18 protein-coding genes and 1 tRNA gene are annotated in these 21,212 nt (G+C 65.6%); 10 read left to right on the top strand and 9 right to left on the bottom strand.

The window, feature by feature from the left end; all coding sequences use genetic code 11:
• Nucleotides 1–643: 643 nt before the first annotated feature.
• The gene (locus QOH60_RS12745) at nt 644–3,190 is read left to right on the top strand and encodes an excinuclease ABC subunit UvrA (protein WP_526420769.1); all 2,547 of its coding nucleotides are present in this window, start codon (nt 644–646) and stop codon (nt 3,188–3,190) included.
• Between the two features lie 115 nt (nt 3,191–3,305).
• On the opposite strand, the gene QOH60_RS12740 is transcribed toward QOH60_RS12745, so the two are convergent.
• The gene (locus QOH60_RS12740; RefSeq protein ID WP_526420766.1) at nt 3,306–4,313 is read right to left on the bottom strand and encodes a S1C family serine protease; all 1,008 of its coding nucleotides are present in this window, start codon (nt 4,311–4,313) and stop codon (nt 3,306–3,308) included.
• 500 nt (nt 4,314–4,813) lie between these two features.
• On the opposite strand from QOH60_RS12740, the gene QOH60_RS12735 reads away from it, so the two are divergent.
• The 3 genes from QOH60_RS12735 to QOH60_RS12725 all read left to right on the top strand — a co-directional run bounded on the left by QOH60_RS12735 (nt 4,814) and on the right by QOH60_RS12725 (nt 6,563).
• Nucleotides 4,814–5,785, top strand: coding sequence for an SDR family oxidoreductase (locus QOH60_RS12735; RefSeq protein WP_526420764.1), 972 nt, complete (start codon nt 4,814–4,816; stop codon nt 5,783–5,785).
• Between the two features lie 303 nt (nt 5,786–6,088).
• Nucleotides 6,089–6,367, top strand: a complete 279-nt coding sequence (locus QOH60_RS12730; protein ID WP_526420762.1) for an IS3 family transposase — start codon at nt 6,089–6,091, stop codon at nt 6,365–6,367.
• 40 nt (nt 6,368–6,407) lie between these two features.
• A complete protein-coding gene (locus tag QOH60_RS12725) occupies nt 6,408–6,563 on the top strand; it encodes a DDE-type integrase/transposase/recombinase (protein ID WP_526420760.1) in 156 nt (51 codons plus the stop codon).
• 172 nt (nt 6,564–6,735) lie between these two features.
• Here QOH60_RS12725 and QOH60_RS12720 read toward each other — a convergent pair.
• The 3 genes from QOH60_RS12720 to QOH60_RS12710 all read right to left on the bottom strand — a co-directional run bounded on the left by QOH60_RS12720 (nt 6,736) and on the right by QOH60_RS12710 (nt 9,069).
• A tRNA-Ile gene (locus QOH60_RS12720) sits at nt 6,736–6,809 on the bottom strand.
• 34 nt (nt 6,810–6,843) lie between these two features.
• Complete coding sequence (locus QOH60_RS12715) at nt 6,844–7,599, bottom strand: acyltransferase (protein WP_526420758.1); 756 nt, start codon at nt 7,597–7,599, stop codon at nt 6,844–6,846.
• A gap of 135 nt (nt 7,600–7,734) precedes the next feature.
• Nucleotides 7,735–9,069 (bottom strand): MFS transporter, encoded by a 1,335-nt coding sequence (locus QOH60_RS12710; protein ID WP_526420756.1) that lies wholly within the window; start codon nt 9,067–9,069, stop codon nt 7,735–7,737.
• Nucleotides 9,070–9,422: 353 nt separating this feature from the next.
• Here QOH60_RS12710 and QOH60_RS12705 point away from each other — a divergent pair, with 353 nt between their 5' ends.
• Entirely contained in the window at nt 9,423–9,953 is a 531-nt protein-coding gene (locus tag QOH60_RS12705) for a class I SAM-dependent methyltransferase (RefSeq protein WP_526420754.1), read from the top strand.
• Nucleotide 9,954: 1 nt separating this feature from the next.
• On the opposite strand, the gene QOH60_RS12700 is transcribed toward QOH60_RS12705, so the two are convergent.
• From QOH60_RS12700 to QOH60_RS12690, 3 genes are read right to left on the bottom strand one after another with little or no spacing between them, the layout of a single operon-like run.
• Nucleotides 9,955–10,779, bottom strand: coding sequence for a carboxymuconolactone decarboxylase family protein (locus tag QOH60_RS12700; RefSeq protein WP_526420752.1), 825 nt, complete (start codon nt 10,777–10,779; stop codon nt 9,955–9,957).
• Between the two features lie 9 nt (nt 10,780–10,788).
• The gene (locus QOH60_RS12695) at nt 10,789–12,150 is read right to left on the bottom strand and encodes a metallopeptidase TldD-related protein (RefSeq protein WP_526420750.1); all 1,362 of its coding nucleotides are present in this window, start codon (nt 12,148–12,150) and stop codon (nt 10,789–10,791) included.
• Complete coding sequence (locus QOH60_RS12690) at nt 12,147–13,664, bottom strand: metallopeptidase TldD-related protein (protein WP_526420748.1); 1,518 nt, start codon at nt 13,662–13,664, stop codon at nt 12,147–12,149. Before QOH60_RS12690 ends, QOH60_RS12695 begins: the two co-directional genes overlap by 4 nt.
• A gap of 43 nt (nt 13,665–13,707) precedes the next feature.
• Between QOH60_RS12690 and QOH60_RS12685 the strand changes: the two genes are divergently transcribed.
• From QOH60_RS12685 to QOH60_RS12670, 4 genes are all read left to right on the top strand, one after another.
• On the top strand, nt 13,708–14,580 hold the full coding sequence (locus tag QOH60_RS12685) for a carbohydrate ABC transporter permease (RefSeq protein WP_526420746.1): 873 nt from the start codon (nt 13,708–13,710) through the stop codon (nt 14,578–14,580).
• Nucleotides 14,567–15,394 carry a carbohydrate ABC transporter permease gene (locus QOH60_RS12680; RefSeq protein WP_526420744.1) on the top strand — a complete coding sequence of 276 codons (828 nt, stop codon included), beginning with the start codon at nt 14,567–14,569 and terminating at the stop codon, nt 15,392–15,394. Before QOH60_RS12685 ends, QOH60_RS12680 begins: the two co-directional genes overlap by 14 nt.
• Complete coding sequence (locus tag QOH60_RS12675) at nt 15,391–16,683, top strand: ABC transporter substrate-binding protein (protein ID WP_526420742.1); 1,293 nt, start codon at nt 15,391–15,393, stop codon at nt 16,681–16,683. The genes QOH60_RS12680 and QOH60_RS12675 overlap by 4 nt, the downstream gene beginning before the upstream one ends.
• Before the next feature lie 123 nt (nt 16,684–16,806).
• Entirely contained in the window at nt 16,807–17,655 is an 849-nt protein-coding gene (locus QOH60_RS12670) for a type IV toxin-antitoxin system AbiEi family antitoxin (protein WP_526420775.1), read from the top strand.
• A gap of 77 nt (nt 17,656–17,732) precedes the next feature.
• On the opposite strand, the gene QOH60_RS12665 is transcribed toward QOH60_RS12670, so the two are convergent.
• The gene (locus QOH60_RS12665) at nt 17,733–18,560 is read right to left on the bottom strand and encodes a CbiQ family ECF transporter T component (protein ID WP_526420740.1); all 828 of its coding nucleotides are present in this window, start codon (nt 18,558–18,560) and stop codon (nt 17,733–17,735) included.
• The gene (locus QOH60_RS12660) at nt 18,557–20,521 is read right to left on the bottom strand and encodes an ATP-binding cassette domain-containing protein (RefSeq protein WP_526420738.1); all 1,965 of its coding nucleotides are present in this window, start codon (nt 20,519–20,521) and stop codon (nt 18,557–18,559) included. The genes QOH60_RS12665 and QOH60_RS12660 overlap by 4 nt, the downstream gene beginning before the upstream one ends.
• Before the next feature lie 187 nt (nt 20,522–20,708).
• On the opposite strand from QOH60_RS12660, the gene QOH60_RS12655 reads away from it, so the two are divergent.
• Entirely contained in the window at nt 20,709–21,161 is a 453-nt protein-coding gene (locus tag QOH60_RS12655; RefSeq protein ID WP_526420736.1) for a MarR family winged helix-turn-helix transcriptional regulator, read from the top strand.
• Nucleotides 21,162–21,212 lie beyond the last annotated feature (51 nt).

Below are 21,212 nucleotides of genomic sequence, written 5' to 3'. Positions count from 1 at the left end.
ACGGATTATGAGTCCCCTAGACACGGGTCGCGCGACCAGGCGAAATAGTCCGCTCCAACACATCAAATCGCCTGCAAGACATGGAATCTGGCCGCCGGCGGTACAGTTCCGGTACGCCCTCGGTACGGCTGCAAATCGCCCCTGGACGCCGGGGTGACGCCGGGGTGAGAAGCGGCGGTCCCGTGTTAGCTACGCATGGACGCGTGTGTGGCAAGACGACGACTGACCAAACGTCCAACAACCTAAGCGGCGACTCGGGATCAGCTCACCGAAGGTGACGCAGTTCCTCAATCAGCTGGTCGGCGTAGGTAGGCGCCTTTCCTCCGGGTAGTCTCGCGGCCCGCATCCTGGCCAGGTTCGGGGACCTAGGGTGTTGACGGCGTCCTACGTCATCCGCGGAACAGCCAGTGCGATCAGCGGCTCGGCCTGCTTGCGGCGCTAGTCGACCGCGAATGCTCCACCCGCGAGTTTTTCGAGGTCTTGGTAGTTCGCCTCCTCGACTGTCACCGCCACAGTTCGGCGTGGGGCGACGGTCCTGCGGCCGCCGCAAGTGAAGGCGGCTGAAAGACGGCACCGACCAGGCGTCAGCTGCTTCTCCAAAGAGTTTTCCTCGTCCCTCAGCATGGGTACTCGTCTGAGCGCGATGACAGAAACGTCCTACCGAAGCACGGACGCCATCGACCCTTGTGTACGTGTTTACGGGACGCGGGTCCACAATCTACGGGGCGTCGACGTCGTAGCGCCGCGTGATGCGCTGGTCGCGTTCACCGGGATCTCCGGATCCGGCAAATCGTCGTTGGCCTTCGGGACCATCTATGCCGAGGCCCAGCGCCGCTACTTCGAATCGGTCGCTCCGTACGCCCGTCGCCTGCTGTTGCCAACCGGCGCGCCGAAGGTAGATGACATCACCGGGCTACCGCCCGCCGTCGCGTTGCAGCAGCGCCGGGGTTCGGCCACGTCGCGGTCGACGGTCGGCACCGTCACTACCCTGTCGAACCTGCTGAGGATGCTCTTCTCCCGCGCCGGTACCTACCCGCGGGGGGCCACGGAACGACTGGACTCCGACGCCTTCTCCCCGAACACCGCGGTCGGGGCGTGCCCAGAATGTCACGGGCTCGGACGGATCCACCGGGTGACCGAAGAGACACTGGTGCCAGACCCGTCGCTGACTATCCGCGAAGGCGCCGTCGCAGCATGGCCGGGAGCCTGGCAGGGGCAGAACCTGCGCGACATCCTGATCACGCTCGGCTACGACATCGACAAGCCATGGCGAAAACTCCCTAAGCGGCAACGCAACTGGATCCTGTTCACCGATGAGCAGCCGACTGTCGAAATCGATCCGGGCCAGCACCCCGTGCAGGCGGATTATTACTACAACGGCACGTTCTCCAGCGCCGAGCGCCACGTCCGCCACACGTTGGCAAACTCCCATAGCGCGATGATGCGTCGCCGCGTGCTGCAGTTCGTCGACAGCGTCGACTGCCCGCTGTGCGACGGTTCCGGGCTGCGGCCGGAGGCGCTGAAGGTGACATTCGCCGGGCGCACCATCGCCGAGTACGCGGCGATGCCGTTGGCCGACCTTGCTGACACGTTGCGCCCGACGGCTTCTCGGACCGATGCCGCCGCCGCTTACGAGTCCACGGAATCCGGTGAGCTGACGGAAGTGGCGACCATGATCGCCGCCGACCTCGTCGCACGCCTGCAGGTACTCATCGATCTCGGCCTCGGCTATCTCACCCTCAAGCGCCGCACTCCGACGGTGTCACCCGGGGAACTGCAGCGGTTGCGGCTGGCCACTCAACTGCGAGCCGGCTTGTTCGGCGTGCTCTATGTGCTCGACGAGCCGTCGGCTGGACTGCACCCCGCGGACGCCGAACCGCTACTCGACGTGCTCGATCGCCTGCGGCGGGCGGGCAATTCGTTGTTCGTGGTCGAGCACGACATGGACGTGGTCCGTCGTGCCGATTGGGTCGTCGACGTTGGACCTGGGGCGGGGGAGCTTGGCGGGGGCGTGCTCTACAGCGGCCCGGTGCCGGGCCTCGCCGATATCGAGGGGTCGGTCACTCGTAGGTACCTTTTCGAGCGAGCCCGGCCGCCGTCTCGTCAGCCCCGCACGCAGTCCGGCCGGCTGGGTCTGCGCAGGATTTGCTTTCACAATTTGAGAGACCTCGACGTGGACCTGCCACTGGGTGTGTACACGGCGGTTACCGGAGTGTCCGGTTCAGGCAAGTCCACGCTGGTCGTCAAGGTCCTCGGCGATGTCATGAACAGCCATCTCGGCTCGGGACGCGCAGCCGAGCCGGCCGAATCCGACGACGGCGAAGCCGACACCGGGATCGTCGATCTGGACCACGACGCGAGCGTGGGTGTGACGGCCGAGGGGGTCGAGGAGATCGACCGGCTGGTGTCGGTCGACCAGCGCCCGATCGGGCGCACGCCGCGCTCGACGCTGGCGACCTACACCGGCTTGTTCGACGCCGTGCGCCGCGAGTTCGCCGCGACCCCGAAGGCGCGTCGTCGCGGTTGGACCGCGGGCAGGTTTTCGTTCAACGTGGCCGACGGTCGCTGCCCCACCTGTCAGGGGGAGGGGTTCGTGTCGGTCGAATTGTTGTTCCTGCCGGGCACATACGCCACATGCCCTGCGTGTCATGGTGCGCGCTACTCCGACGAGACACTTGAGGTGCGCTATCGCGGTAGGACGATCGCCGACGTGCTCGCGATGACGGTCGATGAGGCCTCGGAGTTTCTTGCCGACGTCGCCAGCGCTTCGCGGAGTCTGACCACGCTGCGAGAGGTGGGACTGGGTTATCTCCGTCTCGGACAGCCCGCGACCGAGCTGTCCGGCGGCGAGGCGCAGCGGATCAAGCTCGCCTCCGAACTGCAGCGGCCCCGGCGAGGGCACACCCTCTACGTCCTCGACGAGCCGACCACCGGGCTGCATCCCGCCGACGTGGATCTGCTCGATGGTCAATTGCATCGCCTTGTCGACGCGGGCAATACCGTAGTGGTGGCCGAACACGACATGCGCATGGTCGCAGGCGCCGACTGGGTGATCGACCTGGGACCGGGCGCCGGCAGCAACGGCGGTCGGGTGGTTGCGGCGGGCCCGCCGAAAAAGGTGGCACTTGCGAAACACAGCCGTACGGCGCCCTATCTCGCGAAGCGGTTGGCGCTGTCTGCTATTCGATGAGAAGTTGTCATCCACCTCGACGGTGCCGACCTCAACCTCGAGGACATTGTCCGGGGCGCCGATGCGCACCTCAATGATGCTGTTGGAGGCCATGATTGGTGGTCTTCGCGGTGTGTCAGGTGGCGGGACGGTCGGCCACGGTCACCGAGATCTGCAGGGCCTGGTTGCCGCGCAGCACGGTCAGTTGTACGTGGTCGCCCGGTTTGGCGTTATGCAGTGCGGCGATGAAATCCTCGGCCGTCGGGGTGTCGTGACCGTTGAGCGCGGTGATGAGATCGCCGGGCCGGATGCCGGCGTCGGCGGCCGGGCTTGGTTTACCGACGGCGAGAACAACGACACCGCTGTTGCGGTTGACCCCGAGGCTCTGTGCGAGCTGTGGGGTCAGGGTGCGGGGCTGAATGCCGATGTAGGCATGATGCGCGCTTCCGGTGGCCAGCAGCTGGTCTGCGACGTCGACGACCGTCGCGGCGGGGGTGGCGAAGCCCAGGGCCACTGCACCGACGGTCGGTGGGATGTAGGCCTCGCTTACGCCGACAACATGACCCTGCCCGTCGATCACTGCACCGCCGGAGTTACCCGGCGATATCGCGGCGTCGGTCTGGATCAAATCCACCAGCGGCACGCCCTCGGACGCCGAACCGGGGATCTGGCGGTGCAGCCCCGAGATGATGCCCGATGTGACCGTGGACTCGAACCCGAGCGGGCTGCCGATGACCACGTCGAACGCCCCGACCTCGGGCAGGTCTTTCTGGAACGTCGCCGCGGCCAGCCCGCCACGGTCGACCTGGAGAACGGCGACATCGGACAGCTGATCGGCGGCCCGAACCTTCGCCGGAACCTGCTGCCCGTCGGCGAACGCCACCATTATCTGTTGAGCGCCGGCGACCACGTGGGCGTCGGTGACGATGGTGCCGTCGGTCTTGTAAACGACGCCGCTGCCGAGCCCCCTTTCGGTGAGCACGGTGACGATCGAGGGCTCCACCTGCCGGACCAGTGCCGGTAGGTCGGCGGGGGCCGCGGACACGGCGGCGGACGCGCCGCTCGGTGCCGCTGTGGTGGTCGAGCCGCTCGGCGCCGAGGAACTACACCCCGCGAGTATGCCGACGGCGATCAGGATGAGCAAACGCGTCCAGGCTGGCCGGCGCGGGGTTGATGGAGGATGCATCAGCTAACGCCTCCGTGAAAAATCGTGTGAATGAATTGAATGCCGTGTCGAGGCCAGGATTGGATCCGCAACCCCTCCACTCCCGGTACCTTGCCAGGCAGGAGCGCGATCAGCCTGGCCACGCGAGTCGCAAACCCGGCGCATTGAGCTGACCTGCCAGGCCGAGATAGGCCACCGCGGCAGCGACCGCCGACCGTCGCGCTTGCGCTCGTTGAACCCTCCCGGCTACCCGCAGTTCGCTGCTGCGCAAGACCGCTCCGTCGAGGCGGACCGCGCCTCGTACTGTCGGGACGAGTCGGAAGCCGCGGTTTCACGCGCCCAGGCCGGTAGCAGACGCAGCAGAATCGGTCGACGATAAAGCCCGTCGCAAGCGGGTACACCGGTCTCGCGAAGCGTATCCAAGTACCGTGCCGGCTACGCGTGGGCGGCAAGATCTTCCAAATGCGGTTGGGGGCATCATGGCTCGCGAACAGGTCCTCGTCACCGGCGGCTCCGGTTTTGTGGGTTCGCACTGCGTCGTCGCGCTGCTGAACGCCGGCTATAGCGTGCGCACGAGCGTGCGATCTCGCGCGCGGGAGGCCGATGTACGAGACATGGTGGCGCGCGGTGGCGCCGAGCCGGGAGACACGCTCACAGTCACCGTCGCCGACCTCACCTCCGACGACGGCTGGCCCGAGGCGGTCGACGGATGCGACTACGTGCTTCACGTCGCCTCGCCGTTCCCGCTGGATGAGCCCAGTGACGCAAACAGGGTGATCGTGCCGGCCGGCCTCGGCACCCTGCGTGTCCTGCGCGCCGCGCGCCACGCAGGCGTCAAACGGGTCGTACTCACATCGTCGTTCGCCGCGATCGCCCGCGGCCACGGCAAGGTCGACCGCGAGTTCACCGAGGACGACTGGACCAACCTCGACGGCGAAGGCGTCACCGCCTACGTCAAATCCAAGGTGCTGGCCGAGCGCGCCGCCTGGGACTTCATCAAAAACGAAGGTGGGCAGACCGAACTCAGTGTGATCAACCCAACCGCCACGTTCGGGCCCACGCTCAGCGGCGACATCTCCGCGTCTTTGGCCGTGATCGTGACTCTGCTTATCGACCCGCAGGCACTGATGCCCAACATCAGTTTTCCCGTCGCCGACGTGCGCGACGTTGCCGACATCCACGTGCGCGCCATGACCCATCACGCCGCGGCCGGTGAGCGGTTCATCGCCTGCTGCGATGGCGGCCCCATCTCGATGCTGCAAGCCGCCTACATCCTGCGCGACTGGGCCGGTGTCAAATCGGTCATTGCCGCACCCGTGATCGGTGATGTCCTGCGCCCCTGCAACCGCAAGGCCAAGACCGTCCTCGGCTTCACTCCAGGCCCGATCGACGAAGCGCTCCTCGCGACTGCAGGAAGCCTGGTCCGTTTAGGACTCGTACCGCCTCCGTGAGACCACCACCGAACGACCAGGCCCGGCAACGAAATCCGGATTCGCAGACGACCCCGGACACGCCATCAGAACTCGCTGTCAGACATCTCACGAAGTTAAAGTCAAGCCGCACGCAGGAGAGGAGTTGGGAACCCCCGGTGTTCGTTGTAGAGCTGGCCGGTGTGCAGGCAGTGGTGAAGTTGGCCGAGGAATTTGTTGAGCAGGCCAGCGCGCTGTTCGCCCGTGACCATGTCCTCCCAAAATGATCTACCGGCTGATCCATGAGCTCGCCGCCGAGGGTTTCCCGGTCGCGGTGATCTGCCGGTGTCTGGGGGTTCGCGGTCGGGCGACTACGACTGGCGCAGCCGGGGGCCGTCGGCGCGCCAGGTCGCTGAGCAGGAGCTGATGGCCACGATCGCCGAGATCCACACCAGGTCGCGCTACTCCTACGGGGCGCCGCGGGTGCATGCCGAGCTTCGGCTCGGCCTGGGCGTGCGATGCGGACGCAAACGAGTCGCACGTTTGATGCGCGCGGCCGGCATCGCCGGAATATGTCATCGACGCAAGCGCCGCGGGCGAGCGCCCGGCGCCGGCACTCCATGATGACTTGGTGCGGCGCCGGTTCATTGCGGATCGGCCAAACATGTTGTGGGTCACTGATATTACTCAACATCCGACACGGGAAGGCACGGTGTATTGCTGCGCAGTGCTCGACGTGTACTCGCGGATGATCGTGGGCTGGTCGATCGCCGACCACATGCGCGCCGAACTGGTCGTCGACGCGCTGCAGGTGGCATAATCGCGCAAAACTTGGCCCCGCACCTGCCTTGCCCGCCCTTGGTTGCCCCTGGCGCAGCCCGCCACGCTGTACAACGCAAATGTGGAGGCGGTGCGGACGTAGCGGGTCCCGAGACCCGCGTGTGGGTCCGGCTACCGCCCGCAGGCATCGCTTGGACCTGCGATTTCAGTTGTGGGGCGGGCGGGGCTCGAACCCGCGACCAACGGATTATGAGTCCGCGGCTCTAACCAACTGAGCTACCGCCCCTGGTGCGTGCGCGGCAACCATGGTCGCACAAGCGCTAGATCACACCCGTGACCTGTGGCTTGTCCGGGTCGCCACGATCGTCCTCACCGACGCCCATCGGGCTTTCGATCACGTGGTCGTTGATCATGTACGCGGTGCGGTCGAACCACTTGCCTTTCGCGTCGCGCTTCCAGACCGCAGGGGCGCCTGCGTAGAGGCCGGGCCTTCCGTCCGAGGCAGACGTGTGCGTCAGCGTTGAATTCGCTGCCAGCTGTGAACGATCCGGCAGCGTCGCACCCTTCAACAGCACGGCGCCGCTGCCAATGAAGGAATGAGCACCCACGCAAATCCGGCCGGCGACCTGACGATCCTCCTCGAAATCGGGCTCGTGTGTGTACAAGATGCACCGCTGTCCGCCTACCGTTCCGAACGTCCGCACGACGATCGTGCCCGAGCAATCGAGATAGTTGCGGCTGCCGATCTTGGCGCGGACGCCGAGGAACAGAGTGCCGGCGTCAGGGTCGAGTTCCTGGTAAATCGGATGCGCCGAAATCCAATTCCACGACTCCACGATGGCGCAATCGTCGAACCAGGCCGTGCCCAAGCCGTGGAACACGTTCAGCAGGCCAGTGCGGACGTGCTCGCCGAGATGGAAATGTCCGACACCGACGACGATCGACGGAAGCACCCGAGCCGTCTCGGCCACGTCGTGACCCCACATCCGCAGCAGCCGATTTTTCAGCTTCGACGGCGGCAGCAGCCAGCAGAGCAATTCCGCAGCGGTTGCTAGGGGTCCACGTTTCGTCCGCACACGACTCACGTCAGCATCCGCCCAACGCCCGATCGCCCATATCCGGCCTCATCTCGCCAGCCGTCAAGATCGTCGAACGTTATCACTGCTCGCCGTCATTGTCGTGTGCGCGAAAAGTGACCTCCCAATCGGCGTCTACGTGGGCGTTTGCTGAGCATCGACCGACCGCAGCGGGCGAGCGGCCGTCTCCCGCATCGTGAGCACCGTCGCCAGCGTTACCACCGCCGCCAGGATCACGTAGTACGCCGGCGCGAGCGGATTACCCGTCCGGTCGGTCAGCCATGTGGCCACATACGGCGCCGTCCCGCCGAACAACGCCACCGAGACGTTGTAGCCGATCGAGTAGCCACTCGACCGCACCCGCGTCGCAAACAGCTCGGCCCCCGCGGCCAGCGATGCCGACACGAAGACCGACTCGATGCCCGCAAGCCCGGCGTGTGCTGCGATGGCCGCCGTGAGAGAGCCCGAGTTCAGCAGCATGAAGAGCGGGTAGGAAAAGACCGCGAAACCCACTGCGCCAGCGATCAATAACGGCTTACGGCCGACCCGGTCCGACAGCGCACCCATCGGCAGGATCAGCACCAGCCCGACCACGCTGGCCACCGTGATCGAGATGAACGCGTCGGCCTTCGTGAACCCGAGCGTCTTCGTGAAATACGTCGGCAGGAACGTGTACACCACATAGAACCCGACGTTGTGGACGACGACCAGCCCGGCGATCTGCAGGATGGGCCGCCACGCCGTGCGAAAGGATTCCCTGAGTGGCGACTCAGCGACTTCGCCTCTCTCCCTGAGAGATTCAAATTCAGGCGTGTCCTTCAACCGCAGCCGGATGTAGAGCCCAACGCCGCCCAGCACGCCAGCGATCAGGAAGGGGATACGCCATCCGTATGCGTTCATCGCGCTATCCGACAGCGCCGCGTCGAGTGCCGTGACGGTCACCGAGCCCAGCAAGAAGCCAAGCACCACCGACCAGACCAGGAACGCAACCACGAATCCGCGGTGACGCGTCGAGCCGTACTCAGCCAAAAAGCATGCGCCGCCGCCATATTCCCCGCCTGCCGAGAAACCCTGCAGACACCGCAGAAACAACAGCAGCAAGGGGGCCGCAACCCCGATCGTCTCGTAGCTCGGCACCAGGCCGATGCCTACGGTCGACACCGACATCAGCAGAATGACGATCGCCAACACACGCTGACGGCCGATCCTGTCGCCCAGCGGCCCGAAGAACAATCCGCCGAGCGGACGCATGAAGAAGGCCGCGGCGAAGACCGCGAACGTGTTGAGCAAGGCAGCGTTGTCATCGCCGGAGGGAAAGAACTTTTCTGCGATAAAGGTGGCCAGGAACGCGTAAATCGCGAAGTCGTACCACTCCACGGTGTTGCCGAGGACCGCTCCGACGATAGCTTTGCGCACCGCACCCGGTTGCGCCTCAGTGGGAGGTCGGTCAACGGCGATTCCCGGCGCCATATCTGTGCATGCCCGCTGAAGGCGGGTTCCTAACGCGCAGGATCCTCACAGATTGTTGTCAGACGCGAGTGCGACGTGATGTGCGTGGCTATCCTTTGCAGATGATTTGCTCTACCCCAGTTCTCGGGAACCCGTAATGCGCCGTGGGCTGGCGCGCGTGCTGAGCCTCACCGATCGCATCGGCCCCGCTCCGTCCTTATCGAAGCAGGTAGACGAGGCGGGACAATACTGGTCGGACACCTCCAGCCCCAGCTGGGCCAACAACTCCCATCGGCGCGAGGGCGTCGGCGACGAGGCCTTCCTCGAGCTGGGCCGCGACCAGCTTGCGATGTTCAGCCGATTTGCCAAGGCGCTTGACCGGCCCGCCTCCCCCGGCGCTGTCATCGAATGGGGACGCGGCGGCGGCGCGATCGCCGTCAGCCACGCGCTTCGTCGGCACCGACCTGTCCGAGGAGAACCTGACCGAATGCCGCCGCCAGGTCGCCGCGGTGTGCGACACCCCGGTCGAGACGCTTCTGGTCGACGTCGCGCAGCCCGAGAAAGCAGTCGAGGGTCGAGACAGCTCCTTCGACACCTTCATCTGCCTCTATGTCTTCGAGGTGATGGCGGCCCCTGAGGAGGTGTTCCGGCTGCTCCGCATCGCCGAACGACTCCTGGTACCCGGCGGCATGGCGTTCGTTCAGTTCAAATACCAGAAGCCTGGCTGGCAGCCGCCGCGCGTCAAGCGGAACTATCATCGAAATCTCTCTGTGCGAAGCACTTTCGCGATCGAGGACTTCTGGGTCAAGGCCAGCGAATGCGGCCTCACACCTCAGTTGATGACGCTGGTCCCGGAAGATCGCTTCGACGAGCATTACGCCTACGTCGCGCTCACAAAGCCGTAGATCACTCGTAGGAGAGCGACCCGTCGGCCATGATGCGGAAGCGCTCGACGCCCTCCTGGACCCGTGGCGCGTCAGCCTTCATCGACACCGCGATCTTGTTGGCCGCATTGCGCATCACGTCGAACGTGATCTCGGCTGCCGCGTCCGCCGAGAAGTGTTCCCGCACACCGGCAGAAACCGCAGGGGCGATATCGGCCGGCGACCAGACCAAAGCGTCGACGTAGCGCAGCGCGGCCTTGTGCGCGTCGCTCAACCGGCTCGACTCCTCATACGACGCGATGTCGCCGTACATGTCTTCTGACCCGCCGGCCTCCAGCGCACCTATCTCGCGCTGGGTGTTGCACAACCGGCACTGGTGCTGACCCGCGCCCCGCAACCTCACCACCTCCGCGGTCAGCGGGTCCAGCGCCGTCCTCCTGGCCACCGCCGGCAGAAAGCGGTTGAACAACGCATCGGCCGGATCAGTGGTGTGATCCCACACCGGCTCATCGGATAGCACCGAATCCAGTTGCAGTGCAAGCAATCCCGCCACCACGCGCGGAGCGAAATCGGCGATGTACGTCAACACTACCGCGGCGAGGGCCCCGTCCCCGAGCGCCGAGACCAGTCCCTTTCGCTGTTCGCGGGAGACCCCTGTGACGTCCATGCTGAATTGCTCCGCGAAGTCGACGACCGCTTCGTCGTTCTCTGAAGTGTCACCCTCGCTCTCCACCGGTAGCGGTGGCAGCGACAACACTCGCGCACACGTCCGTCGCACCAACGCGTTGACCCGCGCACCCGTGCCGTCCGGCGATAGCGCGACCAAGGGCTCCAGTTCAGAGATCACATGGCGACGTTACTGCGCCGGGCTCACACTCGACATGAAGAAGTCCGGAATCACCAACGTTGGCATCGCCGCGCGCGTCGCGTAATCGGACCACTCACGCGGCAGCGTCACCTCTGTGGCGCCCACCGCGATTGCCCGGGAAAGCAAATCGAGCGGACTCTCGTTGAACCTGAAGTTGTTCACCGCCGCCGCCACCTTGCCATTCTCGACCAGGTACACGCCATCGCGAGTCAGCCCGGTCAGCAATAACAATGTCGGGTCGACGAGGCGGATGTACCACAACGTCGTCAACAACAACGCGCGCTCCGTGCCCTCGATGATGTCCTCCAGGCTCGTCTCGCCGCCCGTCATCAGATAGTTGTCCGCCGCGAGCGCCACGGGCGCGTCGAACTCGGCCGCAGTCGCCCGCGGGTACGCCAGTGCGTTGATCACGCCATCGCAAATCCAGTCGACGCGACCGACATCCATTCCGTTGTCGAACACCGATTCGGTTGGTGTGGAGCTTTTGGCGGCGACGAACGGCCGGCACCGCAACCGCTCGTCTGACGCGTCCGAATACATCGTCACCGGCAACTGCGTCAGCCGCTCCCCCACACGCGTGCCCCCACCGGCCGCAGAAAAGGGCGTGCGTCCCTCTTGCGCAGCGCGGCCGTCCATCATCCACGCCATGAAGATCATCATGTCGGCGACAGTCGACGGCGACATGATCGTCGGATATCGCCCCGCCGGCAGCGACACCGTTCGCTGCGACCAACCCAGCCGCGTGGACAGCTCGGCCAGCATCCGGTCCGTCGGCACGTCGATGAAGTCAGGCGTGCTCACCCCGGCCCACGCGCTTGCACCATCGCGTTTCGCGTTTATCTCCACCAAACCCGTCGGCTGCGTGAATCGCTTGCGTAGTCCGGTCGAGCTTGCCAGAAACGTCGTCGCCACTTCATGGCGAGCGAATCCGAAAAGTGTTTCCGGCCGATGGAATCCGGACGACAGCGACGACGCCAGCGCACCGAACACCTCCGCACCGGTCGCGATGACGGCATCGTCCCAGTCACCCGGCGAACCGGACTCAGCGATCAACGGTGCACTGTCACGCGCCTCTGGTGCGTCGCGTGCCGCATCCTCGCTCGCCGCAACGACGTCGGCGATCACGGCCGGGTCGACCTCACTGGTGGACACGGAGCCGACGTGTGCCTTGTCGCCGCGGCGCACGATCGAGATCACCGATATCGAGCGGCTCGTCGACACGCCGTTGGTGGTCATCGAGCTGTTCGCCCACCGCAGCGACGCCTCGGCGCGATCTTCGACGATCACCATCGTCTCGTCGACCGTCGCCGCCGCCAGTGCGTCGTCAACTACCTTCTGCGGCGGTATCAATGGCCCGCCTCCGTCACTGTGTTCAGCACCCGCACCCCGCGAAACAGTGCCGACGGGCAGCCGTGGCTGACCGCCGCCACCTGCCCGGGCTGCGCCTTGCCGCAATTGAACGCGCCGCCGAGCCGCCACGTCGACTCGCCGCCGACCGCCTCCATCGATCCCCAGAAGTCTGTGGTGGTCGCCTGATAGGCGACGTCGCGGACCTGGCCTGCCAGCTCGCCGTTGCGGATCGCGAAGAACCGTTGCCCGGTGAACTGAAAGTTGTACCGCTGCATGTCGATTGACCATGACCGGTCGCCGACGATGTACAGTCCGTTCTCCACTCGGGCGATCAGGTCCTCCGTTGACAGGTCTTCCGGCCCCGGCTGCAGCGACACGTTGGCCATCCGCTGGATCGGAACGTGGTGCGGCGAGTCGGCATACGAACAGCCGTTGGAGCGCTTCTCGCCCAACCGAGGCGCGAAGACCCGATCGAGTTGATACCCGACGAACACTCCCTCGCGTACCAGATCCCAACTCTGGGCGGCCACGCCGTCATCGTCGTAGCCCACGGTGGCCAGCCCGAAATTCACGGTGCGGTCGGCGGTCACGTCCATCACGGGCGAGCCGTAACGGAGCGTGCCGAGCAGGTCCGGTGTTGCGAAAGATGTTCCCGCGTAAGCTGATTCATATCCGATTGCACGGTCGTACTCAGTCGCGTGGCCGATCGACTCATGGATGGTGAGCCACAGGTTGGTCGGATCGATCACCAGGTCCGTCAGACCGGGCGCCACGGTCGGCGCCTTGACCTTGTCGCTGAGTAGCGACGGGATTTCAGCCAGTTCGGCAGACCAGTTCCAGACCTCGTCGTCGGCAACGGCTTCCCATCCCCGCGCGGTCGGCGGCGCGAGGGTGCGCATCGAGTCGAAACTCCCGGCCGCGGTGTCGACGGCGACCGCGTCCAGCAGCGGATGTACCCGCACCCGCTGCTGCGTGGTCGATGTCCCATAAACGTCCGCGTAGAACGTCTGCTCCTTGACGCCCTGAAACGACGCCGACGCGTGATCGACGCCGTCCGACGACATCAGCCGATCCGAATACTCTTGCAGCACGGCGATCTTGTCGGCGGCCGACACCTCGAACGGGTCGATCCGATAGGACGACACCCATTGCGCATCGCGGTAGACGGGCTCGTCGGCCAATCGCACGGTTTCGGCGTTCAGTACGCGCAGCGTCCGCGCGACCTGCACGGCACGGCGCGCGGTGTCCGCGGCGACCTCGGGGGTCAGCTCAGCGTGCGACGCGAAACCCCACGTCCCGTCGACGATGACCCGCACAGCCAAGCCGACCTGCCGAACCACTTCCGAGGTTTCGAGCTGTGAGTCCCGAAGCGTGATTCGCTCTGTCACGACCCGGTGGATTCGGAGATCGGCGTGGCTCGCGCCGGCTTCAGTGGCCGCGCCGAGGGCCGCATCGGCAAGTTGATCGCGCGGCAGGGCCAGAAAGTCGTCGTCGATCCCCCCACGCGAAGTCACGCGTTCCACCGTAACGGGTGCCGCGGGAGGCTTTAATACGTGCATGGCCAGGCAGCGGGTCGGCTCCCCGGCGCTGGCGTTCACTCTGCTGGCACCGAGCCTCTTCGCCGTGACGGTGTTCCTGCTTCTCCCGATGTTCGTGGTGGGCTGGCTGAGCCTGCACCGCTGGGATCTGCTCGGTCCCATCCACTATGTCGGACTGGACAATTGGCGCTCGGTGCTCGACGACGGCACGTTCGGCAACTCGCTAGTGGTGACCGCGCTGTTCGTCGCGCTCGTGGTGCCGTTGCAGACTGTACTGGGTCTGGCCGCCGCATCGATGCTTGCCAGGCAGCTGCCAGGGAGCACGTTTTTTCGCACGGTGTATGTGCTGCCGTGGATATGCGCGCCGCTGGCCATCGCCGTGCTCTGGCGCTGGCTGCTGGCCCCCACCGACGGGGCCGTCAACACGCTGCTGGGCCGTAGGGTCGAGTGGTTGACCGACCCGGGCCTGGCCCTGCCCGTGGTGTCAGCAGTCACCGTGTGGACGAACGTCGGCTACGTCACGTTATTTTTCTTGGCGGGTATCCTCGCAATTCCCAAGCGGATTCACGATGCTGCCCGAATGGACGGTGCCACTGCCGCCCAACGGTTCTGGCGGATCACGCTGCCCATGATTCGGCCGACGATGTTCTTCGTTCTTGTCACCGGAATCATCAGTGCGGCACAGGTCTTCGACACCGTCTACGCGCTGACGGGCGGCGGCCCGCGCAACCGGACCGACCTCGTGGCGCATCGCATCTACACGGAGGCGTTCGGCGCCGGCGCCGTGGGACGGGCCGCGGTGATGGCGTTGATCCTGTTCGCCATTCTGGTGGTCGCCACCGTCGTGCAGCACCTCTACTTCCGACGACGGATCAGCTATGACCTCGCCTAGCCGCGTCGTCTCGAACGGCGCCGTCTACCTATTGCTGGCGTTGGGTGCGGTGATCACCTTGGCGCCCTTCGTGTTCAGTCTCATGACGTCGTTCACCTCTGAGCGCCAATTCGCCACGCAGCAGCCCCTTCGGCTGCCGAGCCCGCCGACGACAGCCAACTACACAGGCCTCGGAGACGCGGGCTTCGGCCGCGCCATCGCGGTCACGGCGCTGGTGACTGCGGTCATTGTGCTTGGGCAGCTGACGTTTTCGGTGCTGGCCGCGTATGCGTTCGCGCAGCTTTCCTTCCGCGGGCGCGACGTCCTGTTCTGGGTGTACATCGCGACGCTGATGGTGCCGCCGACCGTGACCATCGTGCCGCTGTATCTGATGATGGCGCAGGCGGGCCTGCGCAACACCTTCTGGGCGTTGGTGCTGCCGTTTGTTTTCGGGTCGCCGTACGCGATCTTCCTGTTGCGCGAGCACTTCCGCACAATTCCCGACGATCTGATGAAAGCCGCGCGGATCGACGGTGCGAACACTCTTGACGTGCTGGTGCACGTGGTGGTGCCGACGAGCAGGCCGATCCTCGTGACGCTGGCCCTGATCACCGTTGTCTCCCAATGGAACAACTTCATGTGGCCCCTCGTCATCACCAGCGGACCCAAGTGGCGCGTGCTGACGGTCGCCACCGCGGGACTGCAGTCCCAGTACAACGCGCAATGGACGCTGGTGATGGCGGCGACGACGATCGCGGTGGCGCCCCTGATCGTCGTCTTCATCGCCGTGCAGCGCCATGTCGTGCGCTCGATCGCCGTGACGGGGCTGAAGTGAGGCGCGTCAGGTTCTCGACGATGGCGCTCGTTGCGCTGGTCTCGGTGGCCGCATTGCTGATCGGGCTTGCCGTCGTCCTGGGCCGCGACACCGGACCCGCCGGGCGCACCGTCGTCACCGTGCGACTCTGGGACCAGCAGGCCGCCGAGGCGTACCGAAACTCCTTCGCCGAGTTCACCCGTCGCCACCCCGGCATCGACGTGCGCGTCAACGTCGTCCCGTATTCCAGCTACTTCAACACCTTGCGCACCGACGTCGCCGGCGGTGGCGCCGACGACATCTTCTGGATCAGCAACGCCTACCTTGCGCCGTACGCCGACAACGGCCGGCTGATCGACATCACGGCCGCGCTGGGATCGCGGGCAGCGGGGTGGGAGTCGTCGGTCATCGACCAGTTCACCCGCAACGGCAGCCTGTGGGCAGTGCCGCAACTCACCGACGCGGGGATCGCGGTGTACTACAACACCGATCTGCTCGCCCGCGCTGGCGTCGACCCGGCGAGTCTGAACACCCTGCGGTGGAGCCCGGACGACTCCGCGGACACGCTGCGGCCATTGCTCAAACGCTTGACGCGGGACCCGACACGCGCGTGGGCGTACAACGCCGCCAACGATCTTCAAGGGATCTACCTGAACTACATCGGCTCCGCCGGCGGGGTGTTCGCTGTCGGCGACCGCTTCGCCTTCGACAACGCCGGGGCCGTCGAGGCGTTCCGCTACCTGGTGCGGCTCATCAACGTCGACAAAGTGGCACCTCCGGCATCCGACACCAACGACAACAGCGACTTCTCGCGCAACATGTTCTTGCAAGGACGGATGGCGCTGTTCCAGTCCGGCACTTACAACCTGGCTCAGGTCGCGAACAACGCACCGTTCCGATGGGGCGTTGCGCTGTTGCCGACAGGTCCGGTAGGCAGGGTCAGCGTCACGAACGGCATTGCGGCCGCTGGCAATTCAGCATCGCGACATCCGGACGCGGTGCGGGAGGTGCTGGAGTGGATGGGAAGCCCTGAAGGAAACGGCTATCTGGGCGCCAGCGGAGCCGCCGTCCCCGCCGTCAAAGCCGCGCAGCGCAGGTACTTCGACTACTGGTCGGCGAAAGGCGTCGACGTCGCGCCGTTCTTCGATGTGCTGCGCGGGCCTCGGATTGCCGCACCGGGCGGCGCCGGGTTCGCCGCCGGATTCGATGCTCTCAAACCGTATTTCGATGAGATGTTCCTTGGCCGCCTCGCTCCCGCGGAGGCGCTGAGGGAGGGCCAGTCGGCGGCCAACGCCGCCGCGGCCCGCTAGAGCTATCGCCGCCGCCGAGCGCCGAAACTGTATTCCACGCGGTCCCTACTCGACATTCCTCGCGGTGGATACAGCCTCGGCGAGCGATGGAACCCAACGGACTGCGTGGACGTCAACCTCGGCGTGGGGGAAGTCTTTGTGGGAAGCGAGGCACTCGCCGCTGGCGATCTGACGGAGCACGTGTTGCGGCGCTGGTACCGGCCGATCTTCCGCGATGTGTACGTGCCAAAGCAGCAGGTCGCGACAATTCGTGACCGCACAGTCGGGGCATGGTTGTGGTCGAAACGCAAAGCGATCATCGCCGGAGCCGCGGCATCGGCGATTCATGGTGCGGAATGGGTCGACGATGACGCGACGATCGAACTGAGACTGAATTGCACTCGCCCGCCACGCGGCATCATCGCGAGAAACGAGACACTTGCCGACGACGAAATCTGCACGCTTGGTGGAGTGCCGGTGACCACGCCGGCACGAACCGCCTTCGATCTCGGCCGACACCTGGCACGCGGACAAGCACTCGAGCGGCTCGACGCGTTGATGCACGCGAGACCCTTCTCGATCGAAGACGTGACGCTGATCGCCAAGCGCAACCCGGGAGCGCGCGGCCTGCGCCAACTGCGTGAATTGATACCGCTTGTCGACGGCGGCGCCGCCTCGCCCAAGGAGTCCTGGTTGCGCTTGCTGCTCATCGACGCCGGATTTCCCAAGCCAGCCACCCAAATTCGCGTAGTCGACAACAACGGGCGGCCCGTGCGGAGCCTCGACATGGGCTGGCGTGACCTCATGGTCGCGGCGGAATACGACGGCGACCAGCACCGCACAGACCGTCCTCAATACGTCAAAGACATGAGGGTCTTGCGCAAGTTGGCCGAACTCGGCTGGATCATCATCAGAGTCATCAAAGAAGATCGCGACGACGAGATCATCCGTCGCGTGCATGATGCGTTGACCTCACGAGGCTGGACGGCCTGATTTCACCGAGACTGACGCCAGCGTGGACTCCACTCGAACTTTCCCGCGTGGAATACAGTTTCGGCGCGACCAGAGCCCTAGAGTCGCGTGCCGCCGAGCCATTGTTCGGCCACCACTGCCGCCGCCGACACCGCGAACACGATCAACAACGCCAACGCGTCTTGCCACTTCGGCCGCGAAGGCGCCGCCGAAATCTGGCCCGTACCACCGCGTGCGGCGATCGCATCTCCCATCTCATCAGCGCGCCGCAACGCCACCGTGATTGCGGCCGTGATCAAGTCGATGATCTCCGCGCGCCACCAGCGCCTGCGTTCCCTACGCGTGCGCAGCGTCGGCCGCGGCCGCAGCCTGCGGGCGGCGTACAGAATGCGGTATTCGTCGATCAGCATCGGGAACGCACGAAGCGCCAATGCCAGCGCCACCGCCCACTCCTCGACCGGAATCCGCAGTCTGCGCAGCGGGCGGCCCAGCGTTGCGACCGCCGGCGCGACGTCAGAGACGTTGGTGGTCCACGACAGCATTGCGCCGAGCCCCAACAGCACAAGCGATAGGGCCGTGATCCGGAGGAAGAAGAGCAGTCCCGCCAGCCCTATCGTTACCGAGCCGATGTGGATGTCCGGGGGGCCGCCGCCCGCCGCCGCGGTGATCCCGCCGATCGCGATCACCACCCACAGCCAGGTCGGAATCGACGGCAGGGCGCCACGCTGAATCCGCGCCAGCCACGCGGACACCCCGATGAGCGCGGCGACCAGCCCGATCGGCAGCCACCCAGGAAAGAACGTCAACAGAACTGAAATCCCGAAGACGACAATGAGTTTCGTTCCTGCCCAGAGTTCATGGATTGGCGATGTCCCGGGAACAGGGCGTAGCAGCACGACGGGGCGGCGCTGGGTCGGCGCAGTCACGCGGCGCCGCCGGTCCTGGCCGGAGCACCTTGTACCACGCCGTCGGCCAGATGCAGCGTCTGCGGGCACAGCTCTTCCAGTCCCGCGAAATCATGCGAGATCACGATCACCGTGAGGCCGGTACGGCGGCGGAGATCCTCGAGGAGACCCAGCAATCCGCGTTGACTGACGGCGTCCACTCCCGCGAGTGGTTCGTCGAGAATCAGCGCGCGGGGTGACCGTTCCAGTAGCCCGGCCAGCACCACCCGGCGCATCTGCCCGCCGCTGAGCTGATCGATTCGCCTGCCCGCAAGCGACCCGTCAAGTCCAACCGTCGCAAGCGCGGCTTCGACCCGCGCCGTGTCGTGCGGCGAGAACCCACCCGCCGACGCGACTTCGCGCCCGACACGCCCTCGCATCAACTGCAACCGTGCGGCCTGAAACGACATTGCGACCGCGCCCACCTGGTCGCTGACCGCTCGGCCGTCCAAGCGGCAACTGCCGGCGGTCGGAACCGTGAGTCCGGCCATGATCCATGCCAGCGTCGACTTGCCCGAGCCGTTCCCACCGTGGATCAGCAGCCCGTCACCCTCGTGAACATCGAAACTCACATCGCGCAAAGCCGTTGTTGCCCATGGTGTTCCACTGGCGTATTCGTGGCTCACCGAATCGACCTCGAAGAGTGCCGCCTCGGATCGAACGTCGGGAACAACGGCCGTTGGCGCAGAGGCGATCTCGACCATCTCGGTGTTGTCGGTAATCCCGGCGCCGGTGAGGTTCACGATGCGGTCAGCGGAATCGGCCTCGTTGTTGTAGTGGGTGATATGGACCAGGGCGGTTTGATGGCGCTCCCGAAGACCGGACAACAGCGCCAGCAGCGCGTCGCGGCCGGGCTGGTCCACCATGCTGGTGATCTCGTCGGCGATCAGCAACGACGGCTCGCGGGCCAGCGCGGCTGCCACCGCGAGCCGCTGCAGTTCGCCGCCCGACAACCCGCCGGTGTCGCGCTCGGCCAGTCCACCTAGGCCTACCTCATCGAGGAGCTGGCTGACATCGATCCGTTGGCTCGGCGGCAGCCCCCAGACCACGTCGTCGGCGACGCGGGTACCGAGAATCTGGCTTTCGGGATGCTGCATCACGACAGCAGTGCCGCCGACTTTGCCGAGGCCGACGGCGCCGGGCCGCTCGACCGTTCCCGTCGTGGCGGGTTGGCCCGCCAGAACAAGCATCAGCGTCGTCTTGCCCGACCCGTTCGGACCCGTGACAGCGACGTGCTCGCCGGCCGCGACTTCGAGGGTGACGGGTCCGAGCGCGTTGCGGTCGGAGTGCGGATACCGGAACGTCACGTCAGCCAGCCGGATGGGCAGTGGATCGACCGGGCCCGCATCGCCTGCGGTATCGAGCTTCTGGGCATCGGGGATGTTCGACAGTCGCCTCAGCACGCCCGACAATGCCCAGAAGCCGAACACCGTGACGACCAAGATGGCGACCACCGACGAGAGGCCGAGTACCCACGGCCAGTACGTCAGCCACCGCGGGAAGCCGTCGTGTAGCCAGTTGCCAACCGGCTCCATGTACGGAATGTGGGAGAGAAAGCGGGCCGTGCCGTTGACGTTTGCCGTCATCGCTTCGAAGATCAGGTTCCGCAGCCGGCTGAGCACCAGCAGCGCCCCGACCGACAGGGCGCCCATGATGGCGCCAGCGCACAACGCCACAGAGATGATCGTCGGCATCCCGCGACCCCGCCGTTTGACCAGGCCGATCAACGCACCCACGTACGCACACTGGCCGACCGTCATCATTCCGCCCATGCCGGCGATGAGAAAGGCGATCAGACCGCCGGCCAACGTTGCCGCGACCAGCACGCGGAAGCGATAGCGGTATGCCAGCAGGCCCGAAGGAACGGTGCCCAACAGCGACAAACCGGCGGCAAACGGGACGACGACCGCGATGATGGCGGTGGCAGCTGACAGAGCCGCCATCACCGAAGCCTGCGCGAGTTCTCCCGGTCGAAGGGGTCCGCCGCCAGTTAGAGGAGGTGGTGGGTCGTCACGTCGGCGGCGGGGCAGCTTCCGTCCGATCCCACGCACTTCTCGATTCTGCCAGCCGTCCGTACTCTATGAAGAGCGACACGTTGATTTGCATAGGGAAACTATGTAGTTTGGGGGCATGTCTCCACTGCCGTCGGTCGAAAAGTCACTAGGCGTCGACCTACTGAGCGTCGTGGCCAAATTGAATCGGCTCGCAACCCAGCGCACCCGTTTGCCACTGCCCTGGGCGCAGGCCCGGCTGTTGTCGATCATCGACGATCAGGGGCCGACCCGGATCTCCGATCTCGCCGCCCTCGACCACTGCTCGCAGCCGACGATGACGATGCAGGTGCGCCGCCTGGAAGACGCCGGCCTCGTCACGCGTGCCACCGATCCCGCTGATGCCAGAGCGGTTTTGATCGAGATCACCGCGGCGGGTACCGCGACGTTGCGCCAGGTGCGCGCCGATCGTGCGGCGGTGATCGATCCGCACATCGCCGCATTGGACGATCAGGACCGCCAGACATTGGCCGCTGGTGTCCGCGTTCTTCACCGGTTACTGGCCGACACTGCGGCGGCTCCCCGCAGATAAGTAGTGGCCGCGCCCCCGTTGCGCAAAATTTCGGTTTTGCTGATTTACTAC

The sequence above is a fragment of the Mycobacterium sp. genome (genome assembly GCF_032159765.1).
GTDB lineage: Bacteria > Actinomycetota > Actinomycetes > Mycobacteriales > Mycobacteriaceae > Mycobacterium.
This window is presented reverse-complemented; position numbering and strand designations above follow the sequence as displayed.